General features: G+C 67.1%; 24 protein-coding genes. 12 read left to right on the forward strand and 12 right to left on the reverse strand.

Going from position 1 to position 22,212, the window contains the following annotated elements; genetic code table 11:
- Positions 1-34 precede the first annotated feature (34 nt).
- Together ACP7BP_RS10425 and ACP7BP_RS10430 are read left to right on the forward strand one after the other, a co-directional pair.
- Positions 35-1,702 (forward strand): SulP family inorganic anion transporter, encoded by a 1,668-nt coding sequence (locus ACP7BP_RS10425; RefSeq protein ID WP_426244528.1) that lies wholly within the window; start codon positions 35-37, stop codon positions 1,700-1,702.
- A gap of 33 nt (positions 1,703-1,735) precedes the next feature.
- The gene (locus ACP7BP_RS10430) at positions 1,736-2,128 is read left to right on the forward strand and encodes a hypothetical protein (RefSeq protein ID WP_426244529.1); all 393 of its coding nucleotides are present in this window, start codon (positions 1,736-1,738) and stop codon (positions 2,126-2,128) included.
- 11 nt (positions 2,129-2,139) lie between these two features.
- On the opposite strand, the gene ACP7BP_RS10435 is transcribed toward ACP7BP_RS10430, so the two are convergent.
- Complete coding sequence (locus ACP7BP_RS10435) at positions 2,140-2,265, reverse strand: hypothetical protein (protein ID WP_426244530.1); 126 nt, start codon at positions 2,263-2,265, stop codon at positions 2,140-2,142.
- 385 nt (positions 2,266-2,650) lie between these two features.
- Between ACP7BP_RS10435 and ACP7BP_RS10440 the strand changes: the two genes are divergently transcribed.
- From ACP7BP_RS10440 to ACP7BP_RS10450, 3 genes are all read left to right on the forward strand, one after another.
- A complete protein-coding gene (locus ACP7BP_RS10440) occupies positions 2,651-3,139 on the forward strand; it encodes an SRPBCC family protein (RefSeq protein ID WP_426244531.1) in 489 nt (162 codons plus the stop codon).
- Positions 3,140-3,465: 326 nt separating this feature from the next.
- Positions 3,466-5,805 carry an arylsulfatase gene (locus tag ACP7BP_RS10445; RefSeq protein WP_426244788.1) on the forward strand — a complete coding sequence of 780 codons (2,340 nt, stop codon included), beginning with the start codon at positions 3,466-3,468 and terminating at the stop codon, positions 5,803-5,805.
- 70 nt (positions 5,806-5,875) lie between these two features.
- Positions 5,876-6,325, forward strand: coding sequence for a hypothetical protein (locus ACP7BP_RS10450; RefSeq protein WP_426244532.1), 450 nt, complete (start codon positions 5,876-5,878; stop codon positions 6,323-6,325).
- A 330-nt stretch (positions 6,326-6,655) separates the two neighbouring features.
- Here the strand turns inward: ACP7BP_RS10450 and ACP7BP_RS10455 are convergent, their stop codons facing one another.
- The gene (locus ACP7BP_RS10455) at positions 6,656-7,051 is read right to left on the reverse strand and encodes a DUF1622 domain-containing protein (protein WP_426244533.1); all 396 of its coding nucleotides are present in this window, start codon (positions 7,049-7,051) and stop codon (positions 6,656-6,658) included.
- Positions 7,052-7,259: 208 nt separating this feature from the next.
- Between ACP7BP_RS10455 and ACP7BP_RS10460 the strand changes: the two genes are divergently transcribed.
- The gene (locus tag ACP7BP_RS10460; protein WP_426244534.1) at positions 7,260-7,739 is read left to right on the forward strand and encodes a DUF6325 family protein; all 480 of its coding nucleotides are present in this window, start codon (positions 7,260-7,262) and stop codon (positions 7,737-7,739) included.
- A 436-nt stretch (positions 7,740-8,175) separates the two neighbouring features.
- On the opposite strand, the gene ACP7BP_RS10465 is transcribed toward ACP7BP_RS10460, so the two are convergent.
- From ACP7BP_RS10465 to ACP7BP_RS10480, 4 genes are all read right to left on the reverse strand, one after another.
- Positions 8,176-9,330 carry a hypothetical protein gene (locus tag ACP7BP_RS10465; protein ID WP_426244535.1) on the reverse strand — a complete coding sequence of 385 codons (1,155 nt, stop codon included), beginning with the start codon at positions 9,328-9,330 and terminating at the stop codon, positions 8,176-8,178.
- Between the two features lie 423 nt (positions 9,331-9,753).
- Positions 9,754-10,026, reverse strand: coding sequence for an SHOCT domain-containing protein (locus ACP7BP_RS10470; protein WP_426244536.1), 273 nt, complete (start codon positions 10,024-10,026; stop codon positions 9,754-9,756).
- 60 nt (positions 10,027-10,086) lie between these two features.
- Complete coding sequence (locus ACP7BP_RS10475) at positions 10,087-10,527, reverse strand: DUF6325 family protein (protein ID WP_426244537.1); 441 nt, start codon at positions 10,525-10,527, stop codon at positions 10,087-10,089.
- Positions 10,528-10,679: 152 nt separating this feature from the next.
- Positions 10,680-11,153, reverse strand: a complete 474-nt coding sequence (locus tag ACP7BP_RS10480) for a DUF7144 family membrane protein (protein ID WP_426244538.1) — start codon at positions 11,151-11,153, stop codon at positions 10,680-10,682.
- A 174-nt stretch (positions 11,154-11,327) separates the two neighbouring features.
- Between ACP7BP_RS10480 and ACP7BP_RS10485 the strand changes: the two genes are divergently transcribed.
- The 3 genes from ACP7BP_RS10485 (at position 11,328) to ACP7BP_RS10495 (ending at position 14,823) form a co-directional block, all read left to right on the forward strand.
- Entirely contained in the window at positions 11,328-11,636 is a 309-nt protein-coding gene (locus ACP7BP_RS10485) for a hypothetical protein (protein ID WP_426244539.1), read from the forward strand.
- 17 nt (positions 11,637-11,653) lie between these two features.
- A complete protein-coding gene (locus tag ACP7BP_RS10490) occupies positions 11,654-11,893 on the forward strand; it encodes a hypothetical protein (protein ID WP_426244540.1) in 240 nt (79 codons plus the stop codon).
- A gap of 380 nt (positions 11,894-12,273) precedes the next feature.
- A complete protein-coding gene (locus tag ACP7BP_RS10495; RefSeq protein ID WP_426244541.1) occupies positions 12,274-14,823 on the forward strand; it encodes a LuxR C-terminal-related transcriptional regulator in 2,550 nt (849 codons plus the stop codon).
- 19 nt (positions 14,824-14,842) lie between these two features.
- Here ACP7BP_RS10495 and ACP7BP_RS10500 read toward each other — a convergent pair whose 3' ends face one another.
- Positions 14,843-15,166: an SHOCT domain-containing protein gene (locus tag ACP7BP_RS10500; protein ID WP_426244542.1), complete on the reverse strand. Its 324-nt coding sequence runs from the start codon at positions 15,164-15,166 to the stop codon at positions 14,843-14,845.
- A 437-nt stretch (positions 15,167-15,603) separates the two neighbouring features.
- Between ACP7BP_RS10500 and ACP7BP_RS10505 the strand changes: the two genes are divergently transcribed.
- On the forward strand, positions 15,604-16,737 hold the full coding sequence (locus ACP7BP_RS10505) for a DUF2254 family protein (protein ID WP_426244543.1): 1,134 nt from the start codon (positions 15,604-15,606) through the stop codon (positions 16,735-16,737).
- Between the two features lie 367 nt (positions 16,738-17,104).
- Here ACP7BP_RS10505 and ACP7BP_RS10510 read toward each other — a convergent pair whose 3' ends face one another.
- Positions 17,105-18,022: a formylglycine-generating enzyme family protein gene (locus tag ACP7BP_RS10510; RefSeq protein ID WP_426244544.1), complete on the reverse strand. Its 918-nt coding sequence runs from the start codon at positions 18,020-18,022 to the stop codon at positions 17,105-17,107.
- Between the two features lie 376 nt (positions 18,023-18,398).
- Between ACP7BP_RS10510 and ACP7BP_RS10515 the strand changes: the two genes are divergently transcribed.
- Positions 18,399-18,632, forward strand: a complete 234-nt coding sequence (locus ACP7BP_RS10515) for an RDD family protein (protein ID WP_426244545.1) — start codon at positions 18,399-18,401, stop codon at positions 18,630-18,632.
- Positions 18,633-18,704: 72 nt separating this feature from the next.
- On the opposite strand, the gene ACP7BP_RS10520 is transcribed toward ACP7BP_RS10515, so the two are convergent.
- Together ACP7BP_RS10520 and ACP7BP_RS10525 are read right to left on the reverse strand one after the other, a co-directional pair.
- Positions 18,705-18,833, reverse strand: a complete 129-nt coding sequence (locus tag ACP7BP_RS10520; RefSeq protein ID WP_426244546.1) for a hypothetical protein — start codon at positions 18,831-18,833, stop codon at positions 18,705-18,707.
- A gap of 56 nt (positions 18,834-18,889) precedes the next feature.
- Positions 18,890-19,351 carry an LURP-one-related/scramblase family protein gene (locus ACP7BP_RS10525; RefSeq protein WP_426244547.1) on the reverse strand — a complete coding sequence of 154 codons (462 nt, stop codon included), beginning with the start codon at positions 19,349-19,351 and terminating at the stop codon, positions 18,890-18,892.
- 48 nt (positions 19,352-19,399) lie between these two features.
- On the opposite strand from ACP7BP_RS10525, the gene cls reads away from it, so the two are divergent.
- Positions 19,400-20,842 (forward strand): cardiolipin synthase, encoded by a 1,443-nt coding sequence (gene cls / locus ACP7BP_RS10530; RefSeq protein WP_426244548.1) that lies wholly within the window; start codon positions 19,400-19,402, stop codon positions 20,840-20,842.
- An 11-nt stretch (positions 20,843-20,853) separates the two neighbouring features.
- Here the strand turns inward: cls and ACP7BP_RS10535 are convergent, their stop codons facing one another.
- Both ACP7BP_RS10535 and ACP7BP_RS10540 read right to left on the reverse strand, forming a co-directional pair.
- On the reverse strand, positions 20,854-21,666 hold the full coding sequence (locus ACP7BP_RS10535; RefSeq protein ID WP_426244549.1) for a hypothetical protein: 813 nt from the start codon (positions 21,664-21,666) through the stop codon (positions 20,854-20,856).
- Entirely contained in the window at positions 21,602-22,207 is a 606-nt protein-coding gene (locus ACP7BP_RS10540; protein WP_426244550.1) for a DUF1269 domain-containing protein, read from the reverse strand. Before ACP7BP_RS10540 ends, ACP7BP_RS10535 begins: the two co-directional genes overlap by 65 nt.
- Between the last annotated feature and the right edge of the window lie 5 nt (positions 22,208-22,212).

Below are 22,212 nucleotides of genomic sequence, written 5' to 3' on the forward strand. Positions count from 1 at the left end.
TACGCGAGGCGGCCTGGAAGGGATCGTCGGGGGAGTGCGTTCCTGGTGCCGTTCGATCAAGCCCGACCGCAGGTACATCGGCAAGGACGCCGTTGCGGGGCTGCCGGGCGCGATCAGCAGTGTCCCCGACGGCATGGCGTCGGCGGTGCTGGTTGGTGTGAACCCGGTGTATGGCCTGTATGCGAGCTTCGCGGGTCCGGTGGCCGGTGGGCTGACCTCGAGCACGCGGCTGATCGTGATCACGACCACCACGGCTGCAGCGCTGGCCGCCGGCTCGGCGGTGTCGGGTCTCGACTCGGACCAGCGTCCGGAGGCGTTGTTCCTGCTCACCCTCCTGGCCGGCCTCGTCATGGTCGCCGCCGGGCTGCTCAGGTTGGGCCGCTACACCCGCTTCGTATCCCACTCGGTCATGACCGGGTTCCTCACTGGCGTTGCGGTGAACATCCTCTGCGGCCAGTTCGGCGACCTGGCCGGGTATGCCGCCGAAGGGCCCAACGCGGTCACCAAGGCGTTCGACGTGCTCACCCATCTCGAGGACGTCAACCTGGAATCGCTCCTGACCGGGGTCGGCGCGCTGGTCATCCTCTTCGGCCTGGCGCGGACTCGGGTGAACACCGTGAGCGCGCTGGTGGCACTCGTCATTCCCACGCTCGTGGTGATCCTAGCCAGCGCCGAGGTGGCCCGGGTCGAGGACCAGGGCGAGATCCCGCGGTCACTGCCGATGCCAGCTGTCCCCGACCTGGACTTGATCTCGTTCGATCTCATCGTCAATGCCATGGCCATCGCGGTCATCGTGCTGGTTCAGGGAGCAGGTGTGAGCGAGTCGGCGCCCAACGCCGACGGCCGACCCTCGAACATGAACCAGGACTTCGTCGCCCAGGGCGTGGCCAACGCGGCCTCCGGACTCCTGCGTGGCCTACCCGTGGGCGGTTCGGTGGGTCAGACGGCCCTGAACGTGTCGGCTGGCGCGCGGACTCGGTGGGCGTCGATCTGGTCGGGCGTCTGGATGGTGGTCATCCTGCTCGTCTTCGCGGGGCTCGTCGGCATGGTCGCCATGCCCACGCTGGCCGCGGTACTGATCTACGCCGCAGTCGGGGCGGTCCGACCTCGCCAGCTCGTGACGATCTGGCGCACTGGCCGGCTCTCTCAGATCGCCATCGTCGCCACCTTCGCCGCGACGCTGTTGATGCCGGTCGCGGTTGCAGTCGGCACGGGGGTGGCTCTCTCGCTGCTGTTGCAGCTCAACCGTGAGGCGATGGACCTCACGGTCGTCGAGCTCGTCCCCACCGACGACCACCAGTTCAGGCAGCAGCCGGCCCCACTGATCCTGGCCAGTCACAGGGTGACTGTCCTCGACGTCTACGGCAGCCTGTTCTACGCCGGCGCCCGCACCCTGCAGGCTCGGTTGCCCGAGGTGGCGGAGGCCAGGGCGCCCGCCGTCGTCCTTCGCCTGCGTGGCCGCACCTCGCTCGGTGCGACCTTCTTCCGCATCCTCGCGGAGTACGCCGCGCAGCTAGGCGCCGCGGGTGGCCGGCTCTACGTGTCCGGGCTCGACCCGGACATGGCAGCGCTCCTGGCCAGGACGGTGCCGGTCTCGGTAGCGCCCCCGGACCGGGCCTTCGGTGCGACGCCTGTCCTCGGCGAGTCCACCTGGGCCGCCCTCAACGAGGCCCAGACCTGGGTCGTCCACCCCGACAGATGACCGTACAGCGATCTCGACAAAGGAGAAGAACTCATGAAAATCACCATCGCCGCAACCCTGTTCCTGGCTGTCTCGCTGACCGCCTGCGGTGAGGACGACCCAGCCGTGTGCGGCTCGATCGACGACCTCCAGGCCTCGGTAGAGGGTGTGACGGAGATTGATGTCGACTCCGGCACTGCTCTCACTGACCTCGAGAGCAGCCTCGCGGCCGTCGAGGACAACCTCGCGGACGTCAGGGCCGACGCCGAGTCCGAGTTCGCCGAGCCGCTCGATGCGGTCGAGAGCAGCTTCGCTGCCCTCAAGACCAGCGTCGACGCGGCTGTCACGGCTGCTTCGGCCACAACGCTGAGCGCGGCCGGCTCGGCGCTGTCCATGTTCGGCACCGATGTGAAGACGTTGATCGATGACATTCAGTCGACCTGCTGAGCGGACGGGGGTCACTGCAGAGCTGCGGTCAGTCTCATCACGTTGTCCCAGTACGCCGATCCCCGGGATCGGGCCAGCCAGTCGTCGAGGAGGAGCTCCTTGGACACCACCCGGTAGGCGTCCTCCACCTTCCGCATCTCGGCGACGGACTCTTGTCCGACGACACGGGATGAGGATGATCAACAACGGCCACGCCATACCGGTGGACAGTCGTCTGTTCTTGGGCACCAGTTCCGCTCCGCGACATCGACGGAGTCGAAGTCGGTGAACGCGAGGACATCGGTCTCCTGCTCGCCACCGTGGCACTCGAGTCGCTGACAGATCCAGAGTAGGACGCGGCGCAGCGCCGCGTCTTCATCCGATGTGGGTGACGGTCAACAGCTTCCGGACTCGTAGCGTCGGCAGCCGACCAGGCGGGCATGGTCACGACAACTGTGAAACGCGCGAACGGCGGAGGAGCCGCGCCTTGGGGCACCGCAGTACGTGTCGGGTTCCCGAAGAGAGCAAGCAGGGAGGTCTGCGATGAAGGTCCGCTGGCACACACTCGCCGAAACCCACGATGACTTCTTCGAGGTGGCGCCGTTCCGGTACGTCAACAGCGTCGATGTGCCTGCTCCGGCTGAGCAGACCTGGGCCGCGCTGACATCCGACGACGCGCTGGTCTCCTGGAGCCCGATGGTCACCAGAATGCGTTGGACCTCGCCGCGTCCATTCGGGGTGGGCACAACCTGCGAACTCACGCTCTTGGGATTCTTGACGGCCCGGGAGCGCTACTACCGTTGGGAGGAAGGTCGCCGTAAGACGTTCGCGGCGGTGGAGGCCTCAACCCCGGGTCTACGTCGTCTGGCCGAGGACTTCTTCGTGGAAGGCACACCCAACGGGTCGCGTCTCGTGTGGACGATCGTCCTCGAACCACACCCCGCACTTGCCCCCGTCCTGCGGCTCGCCGATCCGATCACCGCCTGGTCGCTGCGGAGTGTCGCCCGCGGTCTGCGGTCTCGCGTGGCGTAACAGGTCGGGACACATGGAGGCCCGAGCTTGCAGGACGACAGGGAGGCGGGTCGTTCTTCTTGCCATACTCCGCCAGCAGCGGGGCCCTCGGCTCCTGAACTGGTGCGGTAACAACGCCACTGCCCCGGACCAGGCTGTCTTCTCGAGGCGGCGCGATCCCGGGCAATCAGTCGGCCCGAAAGCCCACTTGAGGAGCGGGAGAGCCAGATCATGCGATCTGGGTGATGCGCCATGATGGTGAGGGTCGGATAGTGAGCTGGAGTTGAGTCACAGATCCAGATCCCGATGCGAGGTCCGCGATGAGTCCTGACAGCCACGCCCGTTCCATGCTGCCGATCCCCGATCGGCCGACTCCAGGTTTGGTGACCTACGACGCAAAGGATCCGGACACGGCATTTCCTCCGATCGAGCCTCTTACTCCACCGGAGGGTGCTCCGAACGTGCTGGTCATCTTGTTGGACGACGTGGGTTTCGGTGCCTCAAGCGCCTTCGGGGGTCCGTGCCATACCCCGAACGCCGAGCGACTGGCCACGGGCGGGCTGAAGTACAACCGCTTCCACACCACGGCCCTCTGCGCGCCGACCCGCCAGGCCCTCCTGACTGGTCGCAACCACCACTCAGTCGGCATGGGCAGCATCACCGAGACCGCCACGTCGGCGCCAGGCAACAGTTCGCTACGCCCGAACACCAAGGCACCGCTGGCGATGACCCTGAAGCTGAACGGCTACTCCACCGCCCAGTTCGGTAAGTGTCACGAGGTTCCCGTCTGGCAGTCCTCCCCGATGGGTCCCTTCGACGCCTGGCCGTCGGGCGGAGGTGGCTTCGAGACCTTCTACGGGTTCATCGGCGGCGAGAACAACCAGTGGGACCCAGCGCTGTACGACGGCACCACACCGATCGAGCCGCCGGCCACGCCCGAGGAGGGCTACCACCTCACAGAGGACCTCACCGACCATGCCGTGAGCTGGATTCGGCAGCAGAAGGCGCTAATGCCAGACAAGCCGTTCTTCGTCTACTACGCACCCGGCGCCACCCACGCCCCGCACCACGTGCCCAAGGAGTGGGCCGACAAGTACGCAGGCCAGTTCGACGACGGATGGGATGTGCAGCGCGAACGCATCTTTGCCAAGCAAAAGGAGCTCGGGGTCATCCCGGCTGAAGCCGAGCTCACCGCCCGGCACGACGAGATCACCGCCTGGGAGGACATGCCCGACGCGCTCAAGCCGGTACTGGCGCGCCAGATGGAGGTCTACGCCGGGTTCCTCGAGCACACCGACCACCATGTCGGCCGGCTGATCGACGCCCTCGAAGCTCTCGAGGTCCTCGACGACACCCTCATCTACTACATCATCGGCGACAACGGTGCGTCCGCCGAGGGGACGATGAACGGCGCCTTCAACGAGATGGCGAACTTCAACGGGATGGCCGCCCTCGAGACCCCCGAGTTCATGCTGAGCAAGATGGACGAGTTCGGCGGCCAGGGCTCCTACAACCACTACTCGGTCGGCTGGGCCTGGGCGATGAACACTCCACTGCAATGGACCAAGCAGGTCGCCTCGCACTGGGGCGGCACCCGCAACGGGACGATCGTGCACTGGCCCGCCGGGATCGTGGAGTCCGGCGGCCTGCGTTCGCAGTTCACCCACGTCATCGATCTGGCCCCCACCATCCTCGAGGCTGCCGGGCTGCCCGAGCCGACTGAGTTGAACGGCGTACTGCAGTCGCCGATGGAGGGCACCAGCATGCTCTACACCTTCAACGAGCCAGACACCCCGGAGCGGCACGACCTTCAATACTTCGAGATGTTCGGCAACCGCGGCATCTACCACAAGGGCTGGAGCGCGGTCACCAAGCACAAGACACCGTGGATCATGGTCGGCGGGGAGATGCCCGCGTTCGATGACGACACCTGGGAGCTGTACGACGGACACCGCGACTACAGCCAGGCCCGCAACCTGGCCGCAGAAGACCCGGACATGCTGGCCAAGCTGCAGCGGCTGTGGCTGATCGAGGCCACCAAGTACAACGTGTTGCCACTGGACGACCGCACCGGCGACCGACTCAATCCCGAGCTAGCAGGGCGACCCTCCCTGATCCGCGGCACCTCCCAGCTGTTCTTCCCCGGGATGGGCCGGCTCTCAGAGAACAGCGTAGTCAGCATCAAGAACAAGTCGTTCTCAGTGACCGCCGACATTGACGTCCCCGACGGCGGTGCCAACGGCGTTATCATCGCGCAAGGCGGCCGGTTCGGCGGCTGGGCGGTCTACGTCAAGGACGGCAAGGCCAAGTTCGTTTACAACGTGCTCGGCATCCAGGAGTTCGCGACTGAGGCCGACGACCCGATCCCGGCCGGTCATCACCAAGTGCGGATGGAGTTCGCCTATGACGGCGGAGGGCTGGCCAAGGGTGGCGACGTCACGATCTACCACGACGGACAGCCGGCCGGCCGTGGACGTGTTGAGGCAACCCAACCGATGTTCTTCTCCGCCGACGAGACAACTGACATCGGCTGCGAGACCGGCACAACTGTGACCCCCGACTACACGCCGGCGACCAGCCGGTTCACAGGCAAGATCCACTGGGTGCAGCTCGACCTCGGCGACGATGACCAGGACCACTACATCGACCCCGAGGAGCGCCTCCGCATTGCCATGGCGAGGCAATGAGGAAAGCCAGTGGCCACTCGCTCGACCGGCCGTTCGCTGGCATGCCGGTCGATAATCAACGGTGCCCGCGATGGTGATCGCGGTCCTTGCACTGCTCGGCGTGGACATTGTCGTCCTCGTCGTGTTCGTCGCCGTCGTGCTCTCCCGCAAGCGGTGGGTGAACCACCAGTCCGGGGCCTTCCATGGCGCTATCCGGGTCGCCGACGGGAACGTCGAAGGTCTGGGTCCGAAGTGGCGGCGCGGGTACGGTCGCTGGGTGCGCGACGTGGTGGTGTGGACTAGAGCACCCTTCCTGTTCCGGAACGAGTTGGTCGCCGTCGACGCGCTCGAGGAAGAGCGCGCCGCCGATGTCGGAGAGGTCAAGCGGATGGGCGAGAAGCCCGTCGTGCTACGGCTCACTGCGGGCAAGGCCGTCCTTGAGGTCGCCGTCCGTGCGGAGGACGCGGGAACAGCCCGGGGCCAGGTCCGCACCTCGGGCGGGCATTCGAGCACCGGCCATACCGCCGACGGTGGGCCATGATCGCCTGTCCGATAACGGCGGGTTCAGAAGCGGGTCGGCTGCGCGCCGCTCGAGCAGCCGGTCGTTCCCGTGTCAGCGGCGATCACAACCTGCCTATCGGAGGAGAAGGTGGGGTGCGTGCGTGGTTCAGTCAGGCGGCCGATCTCGCCATCCGCCCGGGCGTGCGTTCCCCGTGCAGCACGCGATGGACAGCGCTCGGGCTGGCACGGTGAGGCCCGCCGTGAGGTCGTCGCTCCAACTAGCAATGCTGCGTCCGGAGGTCGCTCCTGCCAGGCACCACCGGCCCTGCTGCACGCCCGGGCAGGTTCCGGCGCGTTGCCTCGGTTGTCGCTATGACGTTGGGGCCTGACCGGTGGTGACGTCTGGCCCCTTCCCTGGGGTCGCTCGACGCCAAGGCAGGGCGCCTTCAAGTTCGATCTCGAGGGAGAAGCTGAGGAAGGTCCGGACCAGCACGATGAGTCCGAGAGCTAAGGCGCTTTCGAGCGTCGGGTCGACGGTGATCGTGAGCACGATGTCCGCGATGATCAGGAACTCGAGCCCGAGCAGGATGGCTCGCCCTACGTTTCGACGCAGCCCCTCGTAGGCCCGCAAGCCTCCGAAGCGCCGGTACGTGAACGCCGCGGTGACAAAGGCCGCCAGCGAGCCCACCACGAGGATCGCCACGCCACCGATCTCGAAGCCGTGCACGACCTGTTCCATCACGTCGTCAAAGCTGATCTCATCCACCCGCCGAGCGTCTCACGGCACGACGATTCGAACCATCCTCTAGGCGGCCGTCAAGTCGTGAACACGCGTTCGCCCTCAATAGCTCGCTCGCGCGGTCTCGGCGCAATCATCCGCATGGGATGAGTCGCGCGGGACGGGTCTCACCCACGCTAGATGGGGACGGGCAGTCGCCGCGTTCCACGAGTTAGATGGCCACGAGGAGTGTGTTGTGACCGAGACCAACCTGGACACCACAGACGACGTTGAAGAGCTCGGACCAGTTGACTGGATCGTGGTCGAGTTCCCTGGGAGTCGGTTCAAGGGCGAGATCGTCCCCGAGCTGCAAGACCTGGTGGAACGCGGCATCGTGCGCGTCCTGGACCTTCTGATCATGAGGAAGGACGCAGACGGATCCCTCGAGGCGTTCGAGCTCTCCGACCTCGATGACACGGAGGTCGGGGCTCTCCGCACCTACGAGACGGACCTGGCCATGCTGCTCAGCGAGGACGACGTGACCGCCGTCGCGGCCGCCGTGGAACCTGGCAGCACCGCCGCGGTACTCGTCTGGGAGAACACCTGGGCCGCGCCCTTCGGGTCTGCCGTACGCCGAGCCGGCGGGCAACTCGTGGCGAGCGGACGGATCCCCGTGCAGGCCCTGCTGGCAGTGATCGAAGAAGACGACGAAGAACTCGCCAAGGATGGGGCCTGACATGGGCATCGCACGACGACGGATGCGCCGCGCCGCGGTGATCGGCCCGGCCCCAGTGGCACGAGTCGCCACCACCGCCGCGACAGCCGCGGTGGTCGTCCATGGGGTCGACCGCAGACAGGACCGACGACGAGGCCGTCGCCGCTGAACGCTGCCGAGCACCGGAGAGTGGAGCGAGCTGGTCAACACCGACGCCCCGGCGTACGGCGGCTTGGGCGTGGCAACCTCGGCCGGCTCGCAGGCCTCGAGGTCGGCCCACTCGACTCCCCGGCCCACTCGACTCCAGGGCTGCCGGCGTACGCGACGATCGTGGTCCCGCCGCTGGCAACGGTCTGGCTCCGTGGTCCGAGCTGAGCCACCCGGCATGATCGAACCCGATGGGCCTCGGGAGCGCTCGACTCGCCTGCGAGGATCTTGGTCTCCCGCATAGCGAAGGCTAAGTGCGAGGTCTCGCCGGGATCGTCTCGCCACCAGGCAGGCCCGGCTTTCCCAAGGGGTCAGTGCCATCTTCGCGGACGTTCGTGTTGTCGCCCGATGGTGTGCCGGCCCGGCGGGACGCGTTTCCGGTGCCGATCAGGATCTGCACGACCATGAGGAGCGCGACCACGAGCACCAGGGCCCAGACCAACCGGCTCTCTGAGACTTCGTTGCCCCAGAGCAGGACCACAGCGCCGAGCACGCCTACGACCACCCTCAGCCAGGCTGCGTTGGCCGCGACCCAGCGGCCGGGACCGACGGTCGGACCGCCGGCAAGCGCGGCACCCGCCGTCTCCAGGCCGCCGCCCAACGTCCTCCGGAACGCGGTCGCGAACGTGGTGCGCCCGGCGAACCAGCCCGCGATCACCAGGATCAGGCCGAGCCACAACAGCACTCGCTGGCCCCGCATGAGGAAGGACAGCAAGGTGTCGAAGATCGAGGTGCCGGCGGGTCCGAACTCCGTGTCGGAGAGCGAGTCGACGAACAGTTGGCGGCCGGCCGAGAGCGCCCAGGCGACCAGCAGCGAGTTCGCCGCCAGAACCACGCCGACGATGACGGTCATCCTCGGTCGGCGGCGAGAAAGCACGACAGCGGCGAGATAGAGCCCGGCGACGACTGCGATCAGCCAGGTGGCGACCGGGTGCAGGAACGCGTACGTGGTGCGTGCCTGTCTCAGCTGGGGCGCGTCGAACAGCACGATCTGCCGGTCCGCGTCGGGGATGGGGAGGTTCTCGACGATGGTGAGCCCGCGATCGACCAGCCGTTGCTTGACCTGGTCGATCACCTCCGTCACGTCCAGCACGACCTGGTCGCCCTGCTGCGACACTGCCCCGGTCTCGTTTCCCTCTAGGACGCGAACCAGGGCTTGCTGCAGCCTGGTGTTGGCGGTGACCCAGAAGTCGTCGAAGGTGTCCGAGGCGATGAAGGCCCGGACCTGACTGTCGATCAGCCCGTTGATCGCGCCGGCGAGTGGGCCTACCAGGGCCTCGAGACGTGGTCGCTCCGTGATGACACCAGCGAACGCCTCATTGAGTATCGCCTCGACGTCGACCTGCTGCTGGAGAGCCTCGGTGACCTTGGCCGCTATCGCTGCCTGTACCTCCGGTGAGTCCACCAGTGGACCCACCGTGTCCACATAACGCTCGGTGTCGGTCACCGTGCGCTGACCCCAGTACGCGAGGGCCGCCGGCGTGGTGAGCAAGGCTGCGAGCACGATGCAGACGGCCGCTGCGATCGCTCCGCCGACGGAAGCACGGGGTGCTGCGGGCTCGGCTGGTGTTGCAGCGGGCGACGCTGTCGTCATCGGGGGTCCCCGCCCGTCAGGCTCGGCTGCATACCTCCAAGGTCCGTCGGAACGCGCTCGGGCGCCTCACACGCAGAGGATGATCCGCTACGGGACTGGCCCTGGGCCGACGGGCAGCGGTCGTCCAACAGTCGCGGAGGAGCAAGCTCCGGGACACGAGAGTCGTCAGTGGCACATCCCCACGGATCGTCCTCCCCGGGTGATGCCAGTGAGCTGACCGCCCAACGCGACGCCCTAACCGAGAAGTTTCGCCTTCTGGGCCGCGAACTCCTCGTCCGTCAGCACACCGCTGGCGTGCAACTCACCGAGCTGGGTGAGCGCTTGGATCACGTCGGTCGTGGTCGGAGACGGAGCCGGAGCGGGCGGCGCGTCGTACGCCCCAGGATCTTGCGGTTGCGCCTGAGCGGCCCAGCGGTTCGCCTGTCGCCGCGCGACACGGTTCGACACAGCAGTAGCCGTTCCGGCGACCACGGCGGTCCTGGCGACTCCTCGTAGAAGTCCCGGCATGGACCTGTCCTTTCGCACTCTGATGGATGACGTGGGGCGACACCTCGTGGGACAACCCGGCTACCTGGCTGTCTCCGCGAGCTTCAGGGCGCTGAGAAGTTCTGCTGCGGGAATCCGTCCGCTCGCCACGAGCTCTGCACCGCCGCGCCGTAGCGCCGCGACGAACGGTGCGGCCCACGCGTTCTCGAATAGGATGATCCCCGCGGCGTTGCCAGGCTCGATGACGCGACCCGCGTTCGCGATGTCGTCTTCGTCGAGGAGCCCTGAAGCGGCACCCTCGAAGACAGCGAGATCCAGCTGGCCGTCGCCGTCGAAGTCGGCTAGCTCGAAGGCGGCAACCTCGCCTGCCTCGTCCTTGCGGACGAAGACCAGGTCCAGAATTCGGATGATTCCGCGGTCGACCAGCGCCACGAGCTCCGCTAGCCCTTCGCCGGTCATCTTGTTCCCGGGGAACTCAACGATCAGGTAGTCGACTGGCCCGAGCTCAACCTCGTCCGTCATCATCCATCCCTCTCAACAGCGACCCCGTCGCTTCGGACGAGGCGTCCTCACCCCGACGCTAGGGGCCGAGCGCCCATTTCTCCTCACCCGCTTCGGACGAGCGGCGCCTGCGCTGGAAGGGGCCGAGCCGACGAGAAGCGTGAGCCGCAGGCTCAGGGTTTGATGTCCGAGCCGTGAACCGTGAGCGCGAGGATGACGACCACGGCCAGGCCGATCATGATCAAGGACCACACGGGGTAGGCACTCAAGAAGGCCAGGTTCAACACCGCACTCAGCAGTGCGATGACCGTCCCGACGGCGCGGGCCCAGACTTGCCCGGCGAACACACACAGACCCGCCACCAGGACGATCACACCACCGATGAGGTGGACCCATCCCCAGGCGGTGTAGTCAACGTCAATGACCAGACCGGACTTCCCGACGAGGAGGTAGTCGTCGTTGAACAGGGCGACCAGGCCCTCGATGATGTGGAATGTGCCGAGAATGGTCATGATCACCCCGGCGAAGCCGATCCACCCGACCCATGCCGACGGGGAGTTGTAGCTGTCGGACGTTGCCGCCGCGGGCTGGGGATCTGCGTAGTGGCTCATCGACTCTCCTTCGATCGTCGCGTTGATGCCGACCATGCCGCGCGCACAGCGAACGGTCCTCATTCACCCCGGGGGACGTTCCTCGACGCCATTCCGCCAAGGCCACTCATCTGTTGAGGACGATGACGTGGCTCGCACCGAGTCGGAGGATGCGGAGAAGTGTCGTGACGCGGCCGAGGCCACCTGCCGCGGGAAGTCGAGTTGAGCATCGTGGATCAGAATCCGCGCGAACCCCGGATCGCCGCTGGTTTGCCGCCGTCCACAGAGTCGCGCGATGCCGGCGGACGGGCTTTCGAGGTTCGCGTCGCCGGACTGGTCCCTCACCACGTCCTGCACCAATTCGCGGACGTCGAGGTCACCTCCCAGGAGACGAGGACCGTGCTGGTCTATAGATGTCAGGACCAGGCGGAACTCCACGGGTTTCTCGCACGGCTGCGGACCTTCGGTCTCGAAGTAGTGGAAGTCCGTCGGGTCGTGACGAGAAGCGTGGACGAGAAGCCGGCCGAGGATGACCTGTGAATAGCGCTAGGCGCCCGGTGGACGAGGCCGTGTTCGAGCTGACTGTCGACGGGGAGCTCGGCCCCGCGCTTCGTCACGCCTTGCAGTCGCCCGCCGCTGAGAGATGCGCGGGCACCGATTTCCGGGCAGTTGCCAGCACGGGCTCGGACGTGGCCGACGTCGTCGACATGTTGAACGCTGAGGGCTTGACCATTGAGAGCGTCCGGGTCAGCGAGCCGTCGACCGGGCGCAGGAGGCAGGCCCCCGCGGGTCAATGATGACCCGGCGCGCGAGCCCGACATGCACTGACTCATAGCCCGCCAACTGGCTCCGCGGACGATTCCCCTCGCTTAATACTCCTTTTCGATCAGATATATCCCGTTTGGGCTACAATGCATGTGCCACGTGGGTCATGAGCGGCGCCAGATGGGTCAGTTGCGGGCCCCAGGTCTGGTAGAGAACGACTGAAACTAGTTGCCTGGTGCTCCCGGTTCCAAGTAGTGATTGCGTGCTTCGGACACGCGCTCTAGGGATGGAGTTGCGGTCGGCGATGATTCCCTACCTTGGCGATGCCCCCCACGAAACTGCGGCGAACGCTGGCTGGTGCGGCGCTCCGGCGGTTCCTGCGTCGTACTGTCGGCGCCCACGCCTCCTGCAGATGCTCGATCGTGGCGAGACCAGCCCTTTCGTTCTGCTCAGCGCGCCAGCGGGAACCGGGAAGACGGCTCTGCTGGCCGACTGGGTCGCCGAAGCTGAAGAGCAGGACCGCACAGCTTGGATCACCTTCGAGGGTGTGGACGTCGCGTTCTGGCCCGGTGTCGTCGAGTGCCTGAAGAGCCTGGGCGTGCGGCTTCCGCCGCGGGCCGTTCCCGCGGGCGACGGCCGGCTCGACCGCCACGTTCGTCGGCGGATAGCAGAGGCGGTTGCCAGCCACCCGAACCGACTCACCGTCGTGGTCGACGGGTACGAACTGCTCTCCGCCGAGGTGGCGGAGGATCTGGATTTCCTCTTGCGGCACAGCGGCCACCGTCTCCGGATGGTGATGGTGACGCGAGCCGATCCTGTGCTCCCGTTGTACCGCTATCGCCTGGACGACAAGGTCGTCGAGGTGCGCATGACGGATCTGGCTTTCACTGACGAGGAGGCAGGTGAGCTGCTCGAACGGGCGGGCGTGACCTTGGCGCCGGAGTCGGTCCATGCGCTCAACGTTCGGACGAGGGGGTGGGCGGCGGGCCTGCGCTTCGCCGCCAAACTGCTGCTGCTGCGGCAGCATCCCGACGATGCCGTTGCGGAAATCGTAGGGGACACCGGCAACATCGCGGAGTACCTCGTGCGCGAGGTGCTGGATGCCCAGAGCCCTGAGGTAAGGGCACTGCTGCTGGCCACCAGCATCCCCGAGACGATCCAGCCCGGGCTGGCCGAGGCACTCGGTGGTCCCTCGGCCGCGCGGGTGCTGGCCTTCCTGACTCGGAACAATGTGTTCATCGAACCGGTCCCCGGCCATCGGGGTTTCTACCGATACCACCCCTTCTTCAGGGACCTTCTGCGCGCCGAGCTTGCCTACGAGGCTCCTGACGAGATGAGGCGGCTCCAGCGCGAGGCGGCTGAATGGTTTGCCCGCGAAGGTCTCATCACCTCTGCAGTCGGTCATTTCGCCGCCATCGGCGCCTGGGAAGAGGCGGCCACCGAGGTCGTCGACGACCTGGCGGTCGGCCAGCTGTTGATCGACAACGGAACGAGCGTCTTGGCACGATCGTTGCGGTCGATTCCTGACGAAGTGGCGGATCCGTCCGCCGCCCTCGTCCGGGCAACCCTTGCGCTGGGTGCGGGCGACAGGCAGGGGGTCACCCACGAGCTGGCTGATGTGCGCACTCGGTCCGGGGAACGGTCCGGCTCTCACGGCTGGGCCGAGAACGTCACTGCGCGAGTGCTGGACGCGGTGCGCGCACGATCCTCGGTAAACCCGAGCGAGGCGATGGTGCTGGCCAAGGCGGCCGAGCAGGCGCTGGAACCGCAGGGCAGCCGGTCGAGAATAGATTCTCATCCAGAGTTGAGGGCCCTTGTCCACACCAGCATGGGCATGGCGGCTATGCGACAAGGAGAACTCGCCAAGGCCGACGTGATGTTCAAGGCTGGAGTCGCGGCGTCGAGCGAGACCGGTTCCGAGCCGATCCTCGCGGAGGGGCTTGGATATCGCGCCCTCATTGCCTGCCATTTGGGGGAGCTATCCCGGGCCGCGAAGCTCGGGGCCCGGGCAGTGGGCCCCATCGAGGACATGGGCATCGGCGCGACAGGTTGGTCGTCCGTCGCCAGGACGGCGCTCGCTTGGGTGGAGATGGAGCGGTACGACCTCCGTGCGGCGGCTGATCACGTTCGATCGGTCGAGCAGTTGGAGCTTGCCCCGATGGACCCGATTCCGGCTGCCCTGCAGTCCCTGATCCGGGCGCGCCTGCAAGTCGCGCACGGTGACCGACCGGGCGCACTCGGCGGCCTCGAGCAGGCGACTGCCGGGGTCCCCGAGGAAGATGTCTGGCTGAGTGAGCAGCTACGGGTCGAGCTGGCCTACCTCCGGGTGGCCGCTGGGGAGCCGGCGGAGGCGATTCTGGAGGTGGAAGGCCTCGACGACGACCCCGGAGCAACCCTTGTCGTAGGACTTGCGCAGTCGCAGCTGGGTGATACAGATGCCGCCGACGCCGCTTTGGCTTCCGTGCTGTCGCCGCGGACCTCCACTCCGACCCGGGTCTCGGGTTGGCTGGTCGAGTGCGCTCGTCGGCTCCGCGAAGGTGCACCAGTCCGGGCGCACCAGGCGCTGCGCCAGGCTCTTGGGCTCGCCGCGCCGGAGCGGTTGCGCCGCCCATTCCACGAGGCGCCGGCTGCGGTACGGCAGCTCCTCGTTCGGGACGTCGAGCTGTGCGCTGAGTACGGCTGGCTCTTTGAGGTCTCGGGACGACCCTCGCAGCGGTTGTCAGCTGCGAAGCCGTCCGTCACTCCCAGCACCGGGCCTGTCGTGGAAGGGCTCACGGAGAGGGAGCTGGAGGTCCTGGGTCACCTCGCGAACCTGCTGAGCACCGAGGAGATCGCCAGCGTCATGTACATCTCCGTCAACACGATTCGCACACACGTACGCAACATTCTCCGGAAGCTCGGTGTCACGCGCCGGAACGCGGCCGTCAGGCGGGCGCGGGAGCTGCAGTTGCTCTCGCAATGATCAGCCTAGCGCTGAGCGATCAGGGAGTGGGAGGGCGCGTCGTAGCCGTGGGGGCCGGTGTCCCGGCGACGTCGCGGATGTAGGCCTGGAGCGCCTGTTCGCGTCGCGCTGCTTCCTGAATGTCCCGCTCTTGCATGGAGTTGCCGCGCGAAATCAGGTACAGCAACACCCCGAGCAGTGGCAGTACGACGACGAGCAGCGTCCATCCGGCCTTGCCGGCTCCCGAGATGTCCGCGCTCCTGAAGATGTCGCTCAGCACCCCGATGACGACACTGATCCAGGCGACGAACAGGAAGAACCAGAGAATCGTGAAGAACATCCCAAGCAGCGGGTAGTCGTCCATGAGAGGACCTTTCGATCGAGGATGCACCCGGAATCGTATGCATCTCAATCGTGACCCGTGCGCGCGTTTGTGAGCGTCACCCTCAGCGGATGAGTGGTTTCAAGGAGGATGAGGTGCGCCTTCCGGGCCACTGCTTCGGCCGAGCAACCGTCATCCTGATCGGGTGAGGCCAACCAGGCCCTCGCGCACTAGGTTGAGTAGACCGCTAGACCCCGGAGGTGTGTCATGACCCCGGTTCACGATCTGGCGATCGCCGGGCCGAACAGCGCCGCGTCCGCCGTCTCGTCAGCCGCCGTCCCGTCAGCCGTAGTCCGGGCTGCTGGCCTCCGCCGCGATGCGCCGGAAAGATGAGCCGCTCGGCCGGTAGCGGCGGACCCCTCGACCGACGACCGCCGCCGCGTCTGTTGCGGGCCCGGCGTCCGCTCCGCGCGAGCCTGGTGCAGCTGCTGTACGCGGCTGCTGGACTCACCCTGGGACTGGCTCTGCCCCGGGTGCGCGGCGGCCCCACCGTCAAGGGCGGTCAGTTGGTCGAGCCGTTGTTCACCGTAGGGCTCGGGGTGATCGGCGTGGTCACCATCGTCTTCTCGCTGCTGTTCGGGGTGGTGCAGTGGTCGGCCAGCACCTTCACGCCCCGGCTGAACCTGTTCCGTGACGACCCGCTGGTGTGGCGGACCTTTGCGTTCGCGATCGGTGTGTTCGTGTTCTCCGTCACTGCCGGGCTGGCCAGCGGCACCAACGACCGGGTCTCGCTGCTGGTGCCGATCACGGCGGTCGTTGCGGCGCTCGTTGTGTTCGCGTTGATCCGCGCGCTGCAGACCCGCGCGTTCCTGTCGCTGCAGCTCGGCCAGGTGCTGGCCGCGGTGGTCGCCCGGGGGCTCGCGGTGATCGGCGACGTGTACCCGCTCCGGTCATCGGCATCCGACGCGTCGGCTCCCGCGGCGGAGCACCTGACGGCCCCGCGCCGCACCGTTATCTGGGCCGGGCCGCCGGGGGTGATCCAGCAGTTCGACCTGCGACGTCTGGTGGACGCGGCGACTCACGCCGACGCGCTGGTGGTGTTCCGCCTCGGTGTGGGCGACACCGTGCACGAGGCGACTCCGCTGGCGGACCTGCACCGAGGCGACCTCGCCGACGGAGTCGTGCGCGCCGCGGTCGTCCGCGGGGCCGAGCGGTCCTTCGACCAGGACCCGATGCTCGCGGTTCGGCTCCTGGCAGACATCGGGCTGCGCGCGCTTTCCCCGGCAGTCAACGACCCGGCCACGGCGGTGGACGCCGTCGACGCGACCGAGGGCCTACTCTGCGCGCTGGCCGCCCGCGAACTCTGGGTGGACGACATCACCGACCGCGCCGGCGTCTCCCGCGTCCGTCTGGTACTGCCGACCTGGGAGGACTACTTGCGCACCGGAGTCCAGGATCTGCTGCCCGCCGCATCGGCTCCGATGGTGCTCGAGCGGATGCAACGACTGGTCACGAACCTCTTCGCAATGTCGCCACCGTCGCGGCACACCGCACTCAACGGGCTGGACGATCAGGTCCGGGCCCGGCGGGCCGCTGACTCAGCCGAGACCTGACTCCTGCCATCCTCGACTCAGCTCTGGGCAGCGACAACCGGACATTGCACCCGACCCAGGAGGGCGGTGACGATCGAGATGACCATTGCGCCGACGATGCCCCAGTGGAACTGCTCCCCATCCGTTGACCACCAGCCCGCCTGACCCTCTTGGGGGCGGGATTCATGCTCGGTGTGGTCGACGCTCTGTTCGGTCCGATCCTGTACCTCATCGCGTTGCCACTGACCTTCGTCACGGCCGCAGCGACGCCGACTGCGCCGGCTATGGCCACCCGACGAGCGCCACGATTGCGGTTCGCACCATGGGCCGAGGTCTCACCGGAAGTTGCGGCCGGCAACTCGTCCAGTGCGGATGACCGCGCAGTGAGTCACTCTCGGACAACACACCTGAACCCGAGGTGGGAGGTCGAGCTCCGCACGCTGTGCCCCTGCCTTGCCGCCGGGCGGTAGCGCAGGCAGTACGACGGCGCGCACAGGTGCGACCCTCCCTTGGTCACCCGACGATCCGTCTCTGCCAGTGCCGTCGCATTCACCGGCGCACAGCACGAGGAGGCGGGTGTGCGCTCCGGGGACCGGTCGGCGGTCCAGGGGGTGTTCGTCCACTCCCAGACGTTCCCAGTGACGTCGTGGAGGCCGTACCCGTTGGCTGGGAACGTGCCTACCGGGGAGGTCCCGTGAAATCCATGGGGACCAATGTTCTCCCACGGGAAGCGGCCGTGCCAGGTGTTGGCCATGACCCTGCCGCCCGGCATGAAGTCGTCGCCCCAGGCGTACGTCGCTCCGGCGAGCCCGCCTCGAGCGAGAAACTCCCACTCGGCCTCGGTAGGCAGCGCCTTGGACGCCCACGTGGCGTACGCCTGCGCGTCCTCGAATGCGACGTGCACCACTGGGTGCAGTTCGCGGCCAAGGAGTGTGGAGTCGCCGCCCTGGGGGCGCCGCCAGTCGGCACCGGGTACCCAGGACCACCATCGTGTCCAGTCATCGAGGGGAACCGGACCGCTGGTTCCCGTGAAGACCAGGGAGCCGGGGACGAGATCCTCCGGACGTGCCCCGTCGAAGTCTTCGGCCGGAGGCTGTGACTCGGCGACCGTGACGTAGCCAGTGGCCTCAACGAACCAACGGAACAGCGCGTTCGTCACCGGGTGGACATCGACCCATAGGTCTCCCACGGTGACCTCGGTGACGGGCCGCTCCTCGGCGTAGAAGCGGTCGTCGCCGGCGAGATAGGAACCACCGCTGACCCTCACCATGCCGACCATCGCCTGCGCCGACGTCACGTTGCTCATCGCATCCTTCCTGACTCCCTGTCGTGCGCATCGACCCTCACGGTTCCGGTCGTCGCGGGCATCGTCCTGAGCAGATGACGTGCCTCGCGCTGCGGGCGACGCCTCATCTAGGGCGAGTGAGGCCCCACGCCTCGCTCGTGGAGAGGCTGGACGGGTGACGCAGCCGGTGGCAGGTCCGCGGCGGACCGCCGGAGCTAGTCCGAGCTCAGACGCGCGTTTGTTGCTCGACGTTGCGGCCGGGTCGTCGGGGAAACAGTCCGCGTCGCGGTGACGCTCGTTCGAACAGGATCGACACTCTCCGGGCCGAGGTGGCGGAACTTGTGGTCGCCCGGGTTCGTCTCCGACTGCATCCTCCGAGACCGTCCGCAACGCGCACATGGCGGGGATCTCAGCCGACGACGCCATCGGCCCGCCCGCGCGCCTTCAGCCTGCCGGACCTGTCACAGCACTGGACCATGACGGCTTCTTGCTGGTCGCCATGGTGTACCTGACCATCGCATGGTGGATCAGTGGGCGCGCCTACGGAGACCACATCATGGGAATCCGGGTTCTGGATGCGCGAGGAGCTCGACCTCGCCTCCTTCGCGCACTGGCGCGCACCGTCCTCTGAGTGGTCTTTCCCATCGGCTTGATGTGGTGCGCGCTCGACCCGAGGTGGAGCGCCCCCATCCCGCCGTAGCGGCTAGTCGTCGTCCGTCAGCGACTCGAGCGCGACCACCGTCGCGAGCACGAGTCCCACGTCCTCACCATCCTGGATTTCGATGCCGTAGGTCTCACGGACTCGAAACCACCGCTTCGAGATCTGGGCCACCCGATCTCCGTTGCGCTCGATCTCGTACTCGTGGTCGACGATGTTCCCGCGCGCCTTCAGTCGCCGCCCCCGTCGAGGTCGATCGCAAACCGGGCTCGGATGCCCACGAGCGCCTTGTGGACGGTGGCCAGATTGCGCCCGTCACGCTCGATAGCGATCTTGTCGCGCACGCTGAGCTTGCGTTCTTGGATCGTCGCTATTTCCTGGCCGGTCGCGTCCTCGAGCACGAACGTCTCGCGGGCCCTGAGTGCCTTGCCGTTCACGCGGTAGGCGCGGTTGCCCTGATCGTCCTCGATCCAGTAGTCGTCGCCGATCGACGCCAGCTTCTCCCTCATCTGGAAGCGGTGTGCATCCTCGTTTCCGCGGTTGCGAAATCTGCCCATGGTCGAGCCTTCCGTGGCCTGATGGTGCAAGGAGCGTAGGCCTGGCCAGGCGCGGCCCACATCCTCCAGGAAGGACGAGGTGGCCCAGGGTGGGCGTGCAGCCCGGAGGACCGCGCGCTCTTGCGCGGGCTTCACCCACGTTGTGTGAGGACTGTTGGCCTCGCGAGCGGCAGGCTGACCGGCATGGCTGCCTGGGTCGCGATCGGCCTGTACCTGCTCGATCTGGCGATCAAGGTGATCGCACTGGGGCTGGTGCCCAGAAACAGGCGACCCTCCAGCGGTATGGCGTGGCTGTTGTTGATCATGCTCATCCCGTTGCTCGGGTTCGTGATCTTCCTCGTGCTGGGTCGGACCCGGCTCGAACGTCGGCGGTTCGAGCGGCAGGCCGAGGTCAACGCGCGTGTGGCGGAGCGGACCGCGCAGGTGCCCAGTCTCGAGACTGACTTTCTCGGGCCGGCATACGTGAAGTCGGTGGCGATCCTGAACCGGAACCTGGGGGCGTTGCCGGCGATGCCCGGCAACCGGGTCGACCTGATCCCCGGGTACACCGACTCGGTCGCGGCGATGACCGACGAGGTCGGACGCGCTGTCACCTGGGTGCACGTCGAGTTCTACATCACCGCCTGGGACGAGGTGACCGGGCCGTTCTACGAGGCGCTGGTACGCGCGGTCGCGCGCGGGGTCAAGGTCCGTCTCCTCTTCGACCACCTCGGGTCACGCGGGATACCTGGGTACAAGGAGTTCACGGCACGGCTGGACACGACGGGGATCGAGTGGCACCCGATGCTGCCGATCCAGCCGCTCAAGGGCGAGTGGCGGCGGCCGGACCTGCGCAACCACCGCAAGATCCTGGTCGTCGACGGCGCGGTCGCGTTCACCGGGTCGCAGAACTTGATCGAGCCCGGATACAACAAGCCGAAGAACCACGAGCTCGGACGTGAGTGGGTCGAGCTGGTGGCGCGCGTGGAAGGTCCGGTGGTGAGCGCGCTCAACCTCCTCTTCGCCACCGACTGGTACAGCGAGACCGGGGTCAAGCTGACCGAGGAGATCGGCACGGCACCGCCACGAGCAGGAGAGGTCGAGGCACAGGTGATCCCGAGCGGGCCAGGCTTCGCGACCGAGAACAACCTGCGCGCCTTCACGACGCTGCTCTACTCGGCACAACGCCGACTGTCGATCACGAGTCCCTACTTCGTCCCGGACGAGTCGCTGCTCTACGCCATCACCACGGCGGGCCAGCGCGGGGTCGACGTGGAGCTGTTCGTGAGCGAGGCCGGCGACCAGTTCATGGTCTACCACGCCCAGCGCTCCTACTACGAGGCCCTACTGCGGGCAGGAGTGCGGATCTACATGTACCCCGCGCCGTCGATCCTGCACTCGAAGTTCTTCAGCGTCGACGACGACGTCGCGGTGCTGGGCTCGAGCAACATGGACATGCGCTCCTTCGGCCTGAACTACGAGGTCTCGCTCATGCTCCTCGGACAAGAGTCCGTCGCCGAGATGCGGAGGGTGGAGGACGCCTACCGGGTGGTGTCCAAGGAGCTCCTCCTCGACGACTGGCTGGCCCGATCCCGGGGGTCGGCGTACTGGGACAACGTGATGAGACTGACCGCAGCTCTGCAGTGACCCGCGTCCGCTCAGCAGGTCGACTGAATGTCATCGATCAGCGTCTTCACATCGGTGCCGAACTTGGACAGCGCCGAGCCGGCCGCGCTCAGCGTCGTGGCCGAAGCAGCCGTGACAGCCGCGTCGACGCTGGTCTTGAGGGCAGCGAAGCTGCTCTCGACCGCATCGAGCGGCTCGGCGAACTCGGACTCGGCGTCGGCCCTGACGTCCGCGATGTTGTCCTCGACGGCCGCGAGGCTGCTCTCGAGGTCAGTGAGAGCAGTGCCGGAGTCGACATCAATCTCCGTCAAATCCTCTACCGAGTCGCACGCGCGAAGTTCGGAGCGGCACTCGTGCCGGTGGTCCTCGACGCCCTCGACCTGGCCATGGTGGTCTACGCCGTCCTCAGCCTCACCGTCGTGCGCATGCTCCCGGTCGCGCTGGCTCTCCTGAGGACGGGCCTGAACAGCCGAAGCGTCCTCTTCATGGGCTGGTTCGGTCCACGCGGCCTTGCCTCGATGGTGTTCGCCCTCCTCGCCATCGAAGAGCTGGGCGAGGGGGCTCTGGTGGGGCGGGCCGTTGCCGCCGTAGCTCTCACCGTCACGGCCGCCTCCTTGCGCCGCAGCTACGTGCGGCTCTCTCGGGCCGATCCCGACGCTGAGACCGACCCCGGAGGCGAGATCCGGTCGCGCCGGCTCGCGGCACGAGCAGGGACCCCGAGAGCCGTCGACCGTCAACCCTTCGTGACGGGTGGCGACCGCCCGTAACCGGTGGGTCTGACTACGTGCCGTGACTGTTTCCTTGGAGCTGGCGTACGGCGTCCCGGAGTGCTTCTGAAGCGTCATGGGGCAACTGGGCGTGCATGAGAACGACGTCACCACGCACCAAGCCGCGCTCGATGACCGGGCGGACCTGGTCAAGATCGACCTCGCCCGACAACATGAGTAGTGCTGAGGTCTCAGGATGCAGGTGCGCCTTCATCTCCTCCAGGAACATCTGGTCGATCCCGGTACCGCGGAGTCGCCTGGCCAATGCGGCGATCCCCCCACCGGCTGCGACCCCGGGCGAAGGGGGAAGAAAGATCAGTCCGACCAACCCGCCGAGCGCCGAGCCCCGGATCGCCGCCGCCGACGTCTGGAGCCGCAGGTGTCCGATCCGCGGTTCATGACAACCCGGCATCCACGAAACGGTGATTGCGTCATGAACCTCGAGCGCGTTTCGCTTCCGAAGGTTCCTCAGCCGGACCTCACCGGCTGCAGCGCCCAGCGCCGAGTCGTAGATCCAGACGGTGAGCGCCGGGGCGGTTGGATCAACGGCCGACCTCCGCTGCGACCCCCTGTTCGACTGCCGACCCGCCCGGCTGCGCTTGCCTGACCAGTTCGACATGACGG

It is taken from the genome of Nocardioides sp. LHG3406-4 (assembly GCF_049897745.1).
GTDB lineage: Bacteria > Actinomycetota > Actinomycetes > Propionibacteriales > Nocardioidaceae > Nocardioides.

Bases quoted from the DNA above. Each gene is read 5' to 3' on its own strand.
- ACP7BP_RS10430 (WP_426244529.1), top strand. From the start codon at position 1,736: ATGAAAATCACCATCGCCGCAACCCTGTTCCTGGCTGTCTCGCTGACC.
- ACP7BP_RS10435 (WP_426244530.1), bottom strand. From the start codon at position 2,265: ATGCGGAAGGTGGAGGACGCCTACCGGGTGGTGTCCAAGGAGCTCCTC.
- ACP7BP_RS10440 (WP_426244531.1), top strand. From the start codon at position 2,651: ATGAAGGTCCGCTGGCACACACTCGCCGAAACCCACGATGACTTCTTC.
- ACP7BP_RS10445 (WP_426244788.1), top strand. From the start codon at position 3,466: ATGCTGCCGATCCCCGATCGGCCGACTCCAGGTTTGGTGACCTACGAC.
- ACP7BP_RS10450 (WP_426244532.1), top strand. From the start codon at position 5,876: ATGGTGATCGCGGTCCTTGCACTGCTCGGCGTGGACATTGTCGTCCTC.
- ACP7BP_RS10470 (WP_426244536.1), bottom strand. From the start codon at position 10,026: ATGCCGGGACTTCTACGAGGAGTCGCCAGGACCGCCGTGGTCGCCGGA.
- ACP7BP_RS10475 (WP_426244537.1), bottom strand. From the start codon at position 10,527: ATGACGGACGAGGTTGAGCTCGGGCCAGTCGACTACCTGATCGTTGAG.
- ACP7BP_RS10480 (WP_426244538.1), bottom strand. From the start codon at position 11,153: ATGGTCGGCATCAACGCGACGATCGAAGGAGAGTCGATGAGCCACTAC.
- ACP7BP_RS10495 (WP_426244541.1), top strand. From the start codon at position 12,274: ATGCTCGATCGTGGCGAGACCAGCCCTTTCGTTCTGCTCAGCGCGCCA.
- ACP7BP_RS10500 (WP_426244542.1), bottom strand. From the start codon at position 15,166: ATGGACGACTACCCGCTGCTTGGGATGTTCTTCACGATTCTCTGGTTC.
- ACP7BP_RS10510 (WP_426244544.1), bottom strand. From the start codon at position 18,022: ATGAGCAACGTGACGTCGGCGCAGGCGATGGTCGGCATGGTGAGGGTC.
- ACP7BP_RS10515 (WP_426244545.1), top strand. From the start codon at position 18,399: ATGGCGGGGATCTCAGCCGACGACGCCATCGGCCCGCCCGCGCGCCTT.
- cls (WP_426244548.1), top strand. From the start codon at position 19,400: ATGGCTGCCTGGGTCGCGATCGGCCTGTACCTGCTCGATCTGGCGATC.
- ACP7BP_RS10535 (WP_426244549.1), bottom strand. From the start codon at position 21,666: ATGACGCTTCAGAAGCACTCCGGGACGCCGTACGCCAGCTCCAAGGAA.
- ACP7BP_RS10540 (WP_426244550.1), bottom strand. From the start codon at position 22,207: ATGTCGAACTGGTCAGGCAAGCGCAGCCGGGCGGGTCGGCAGTCGAAC.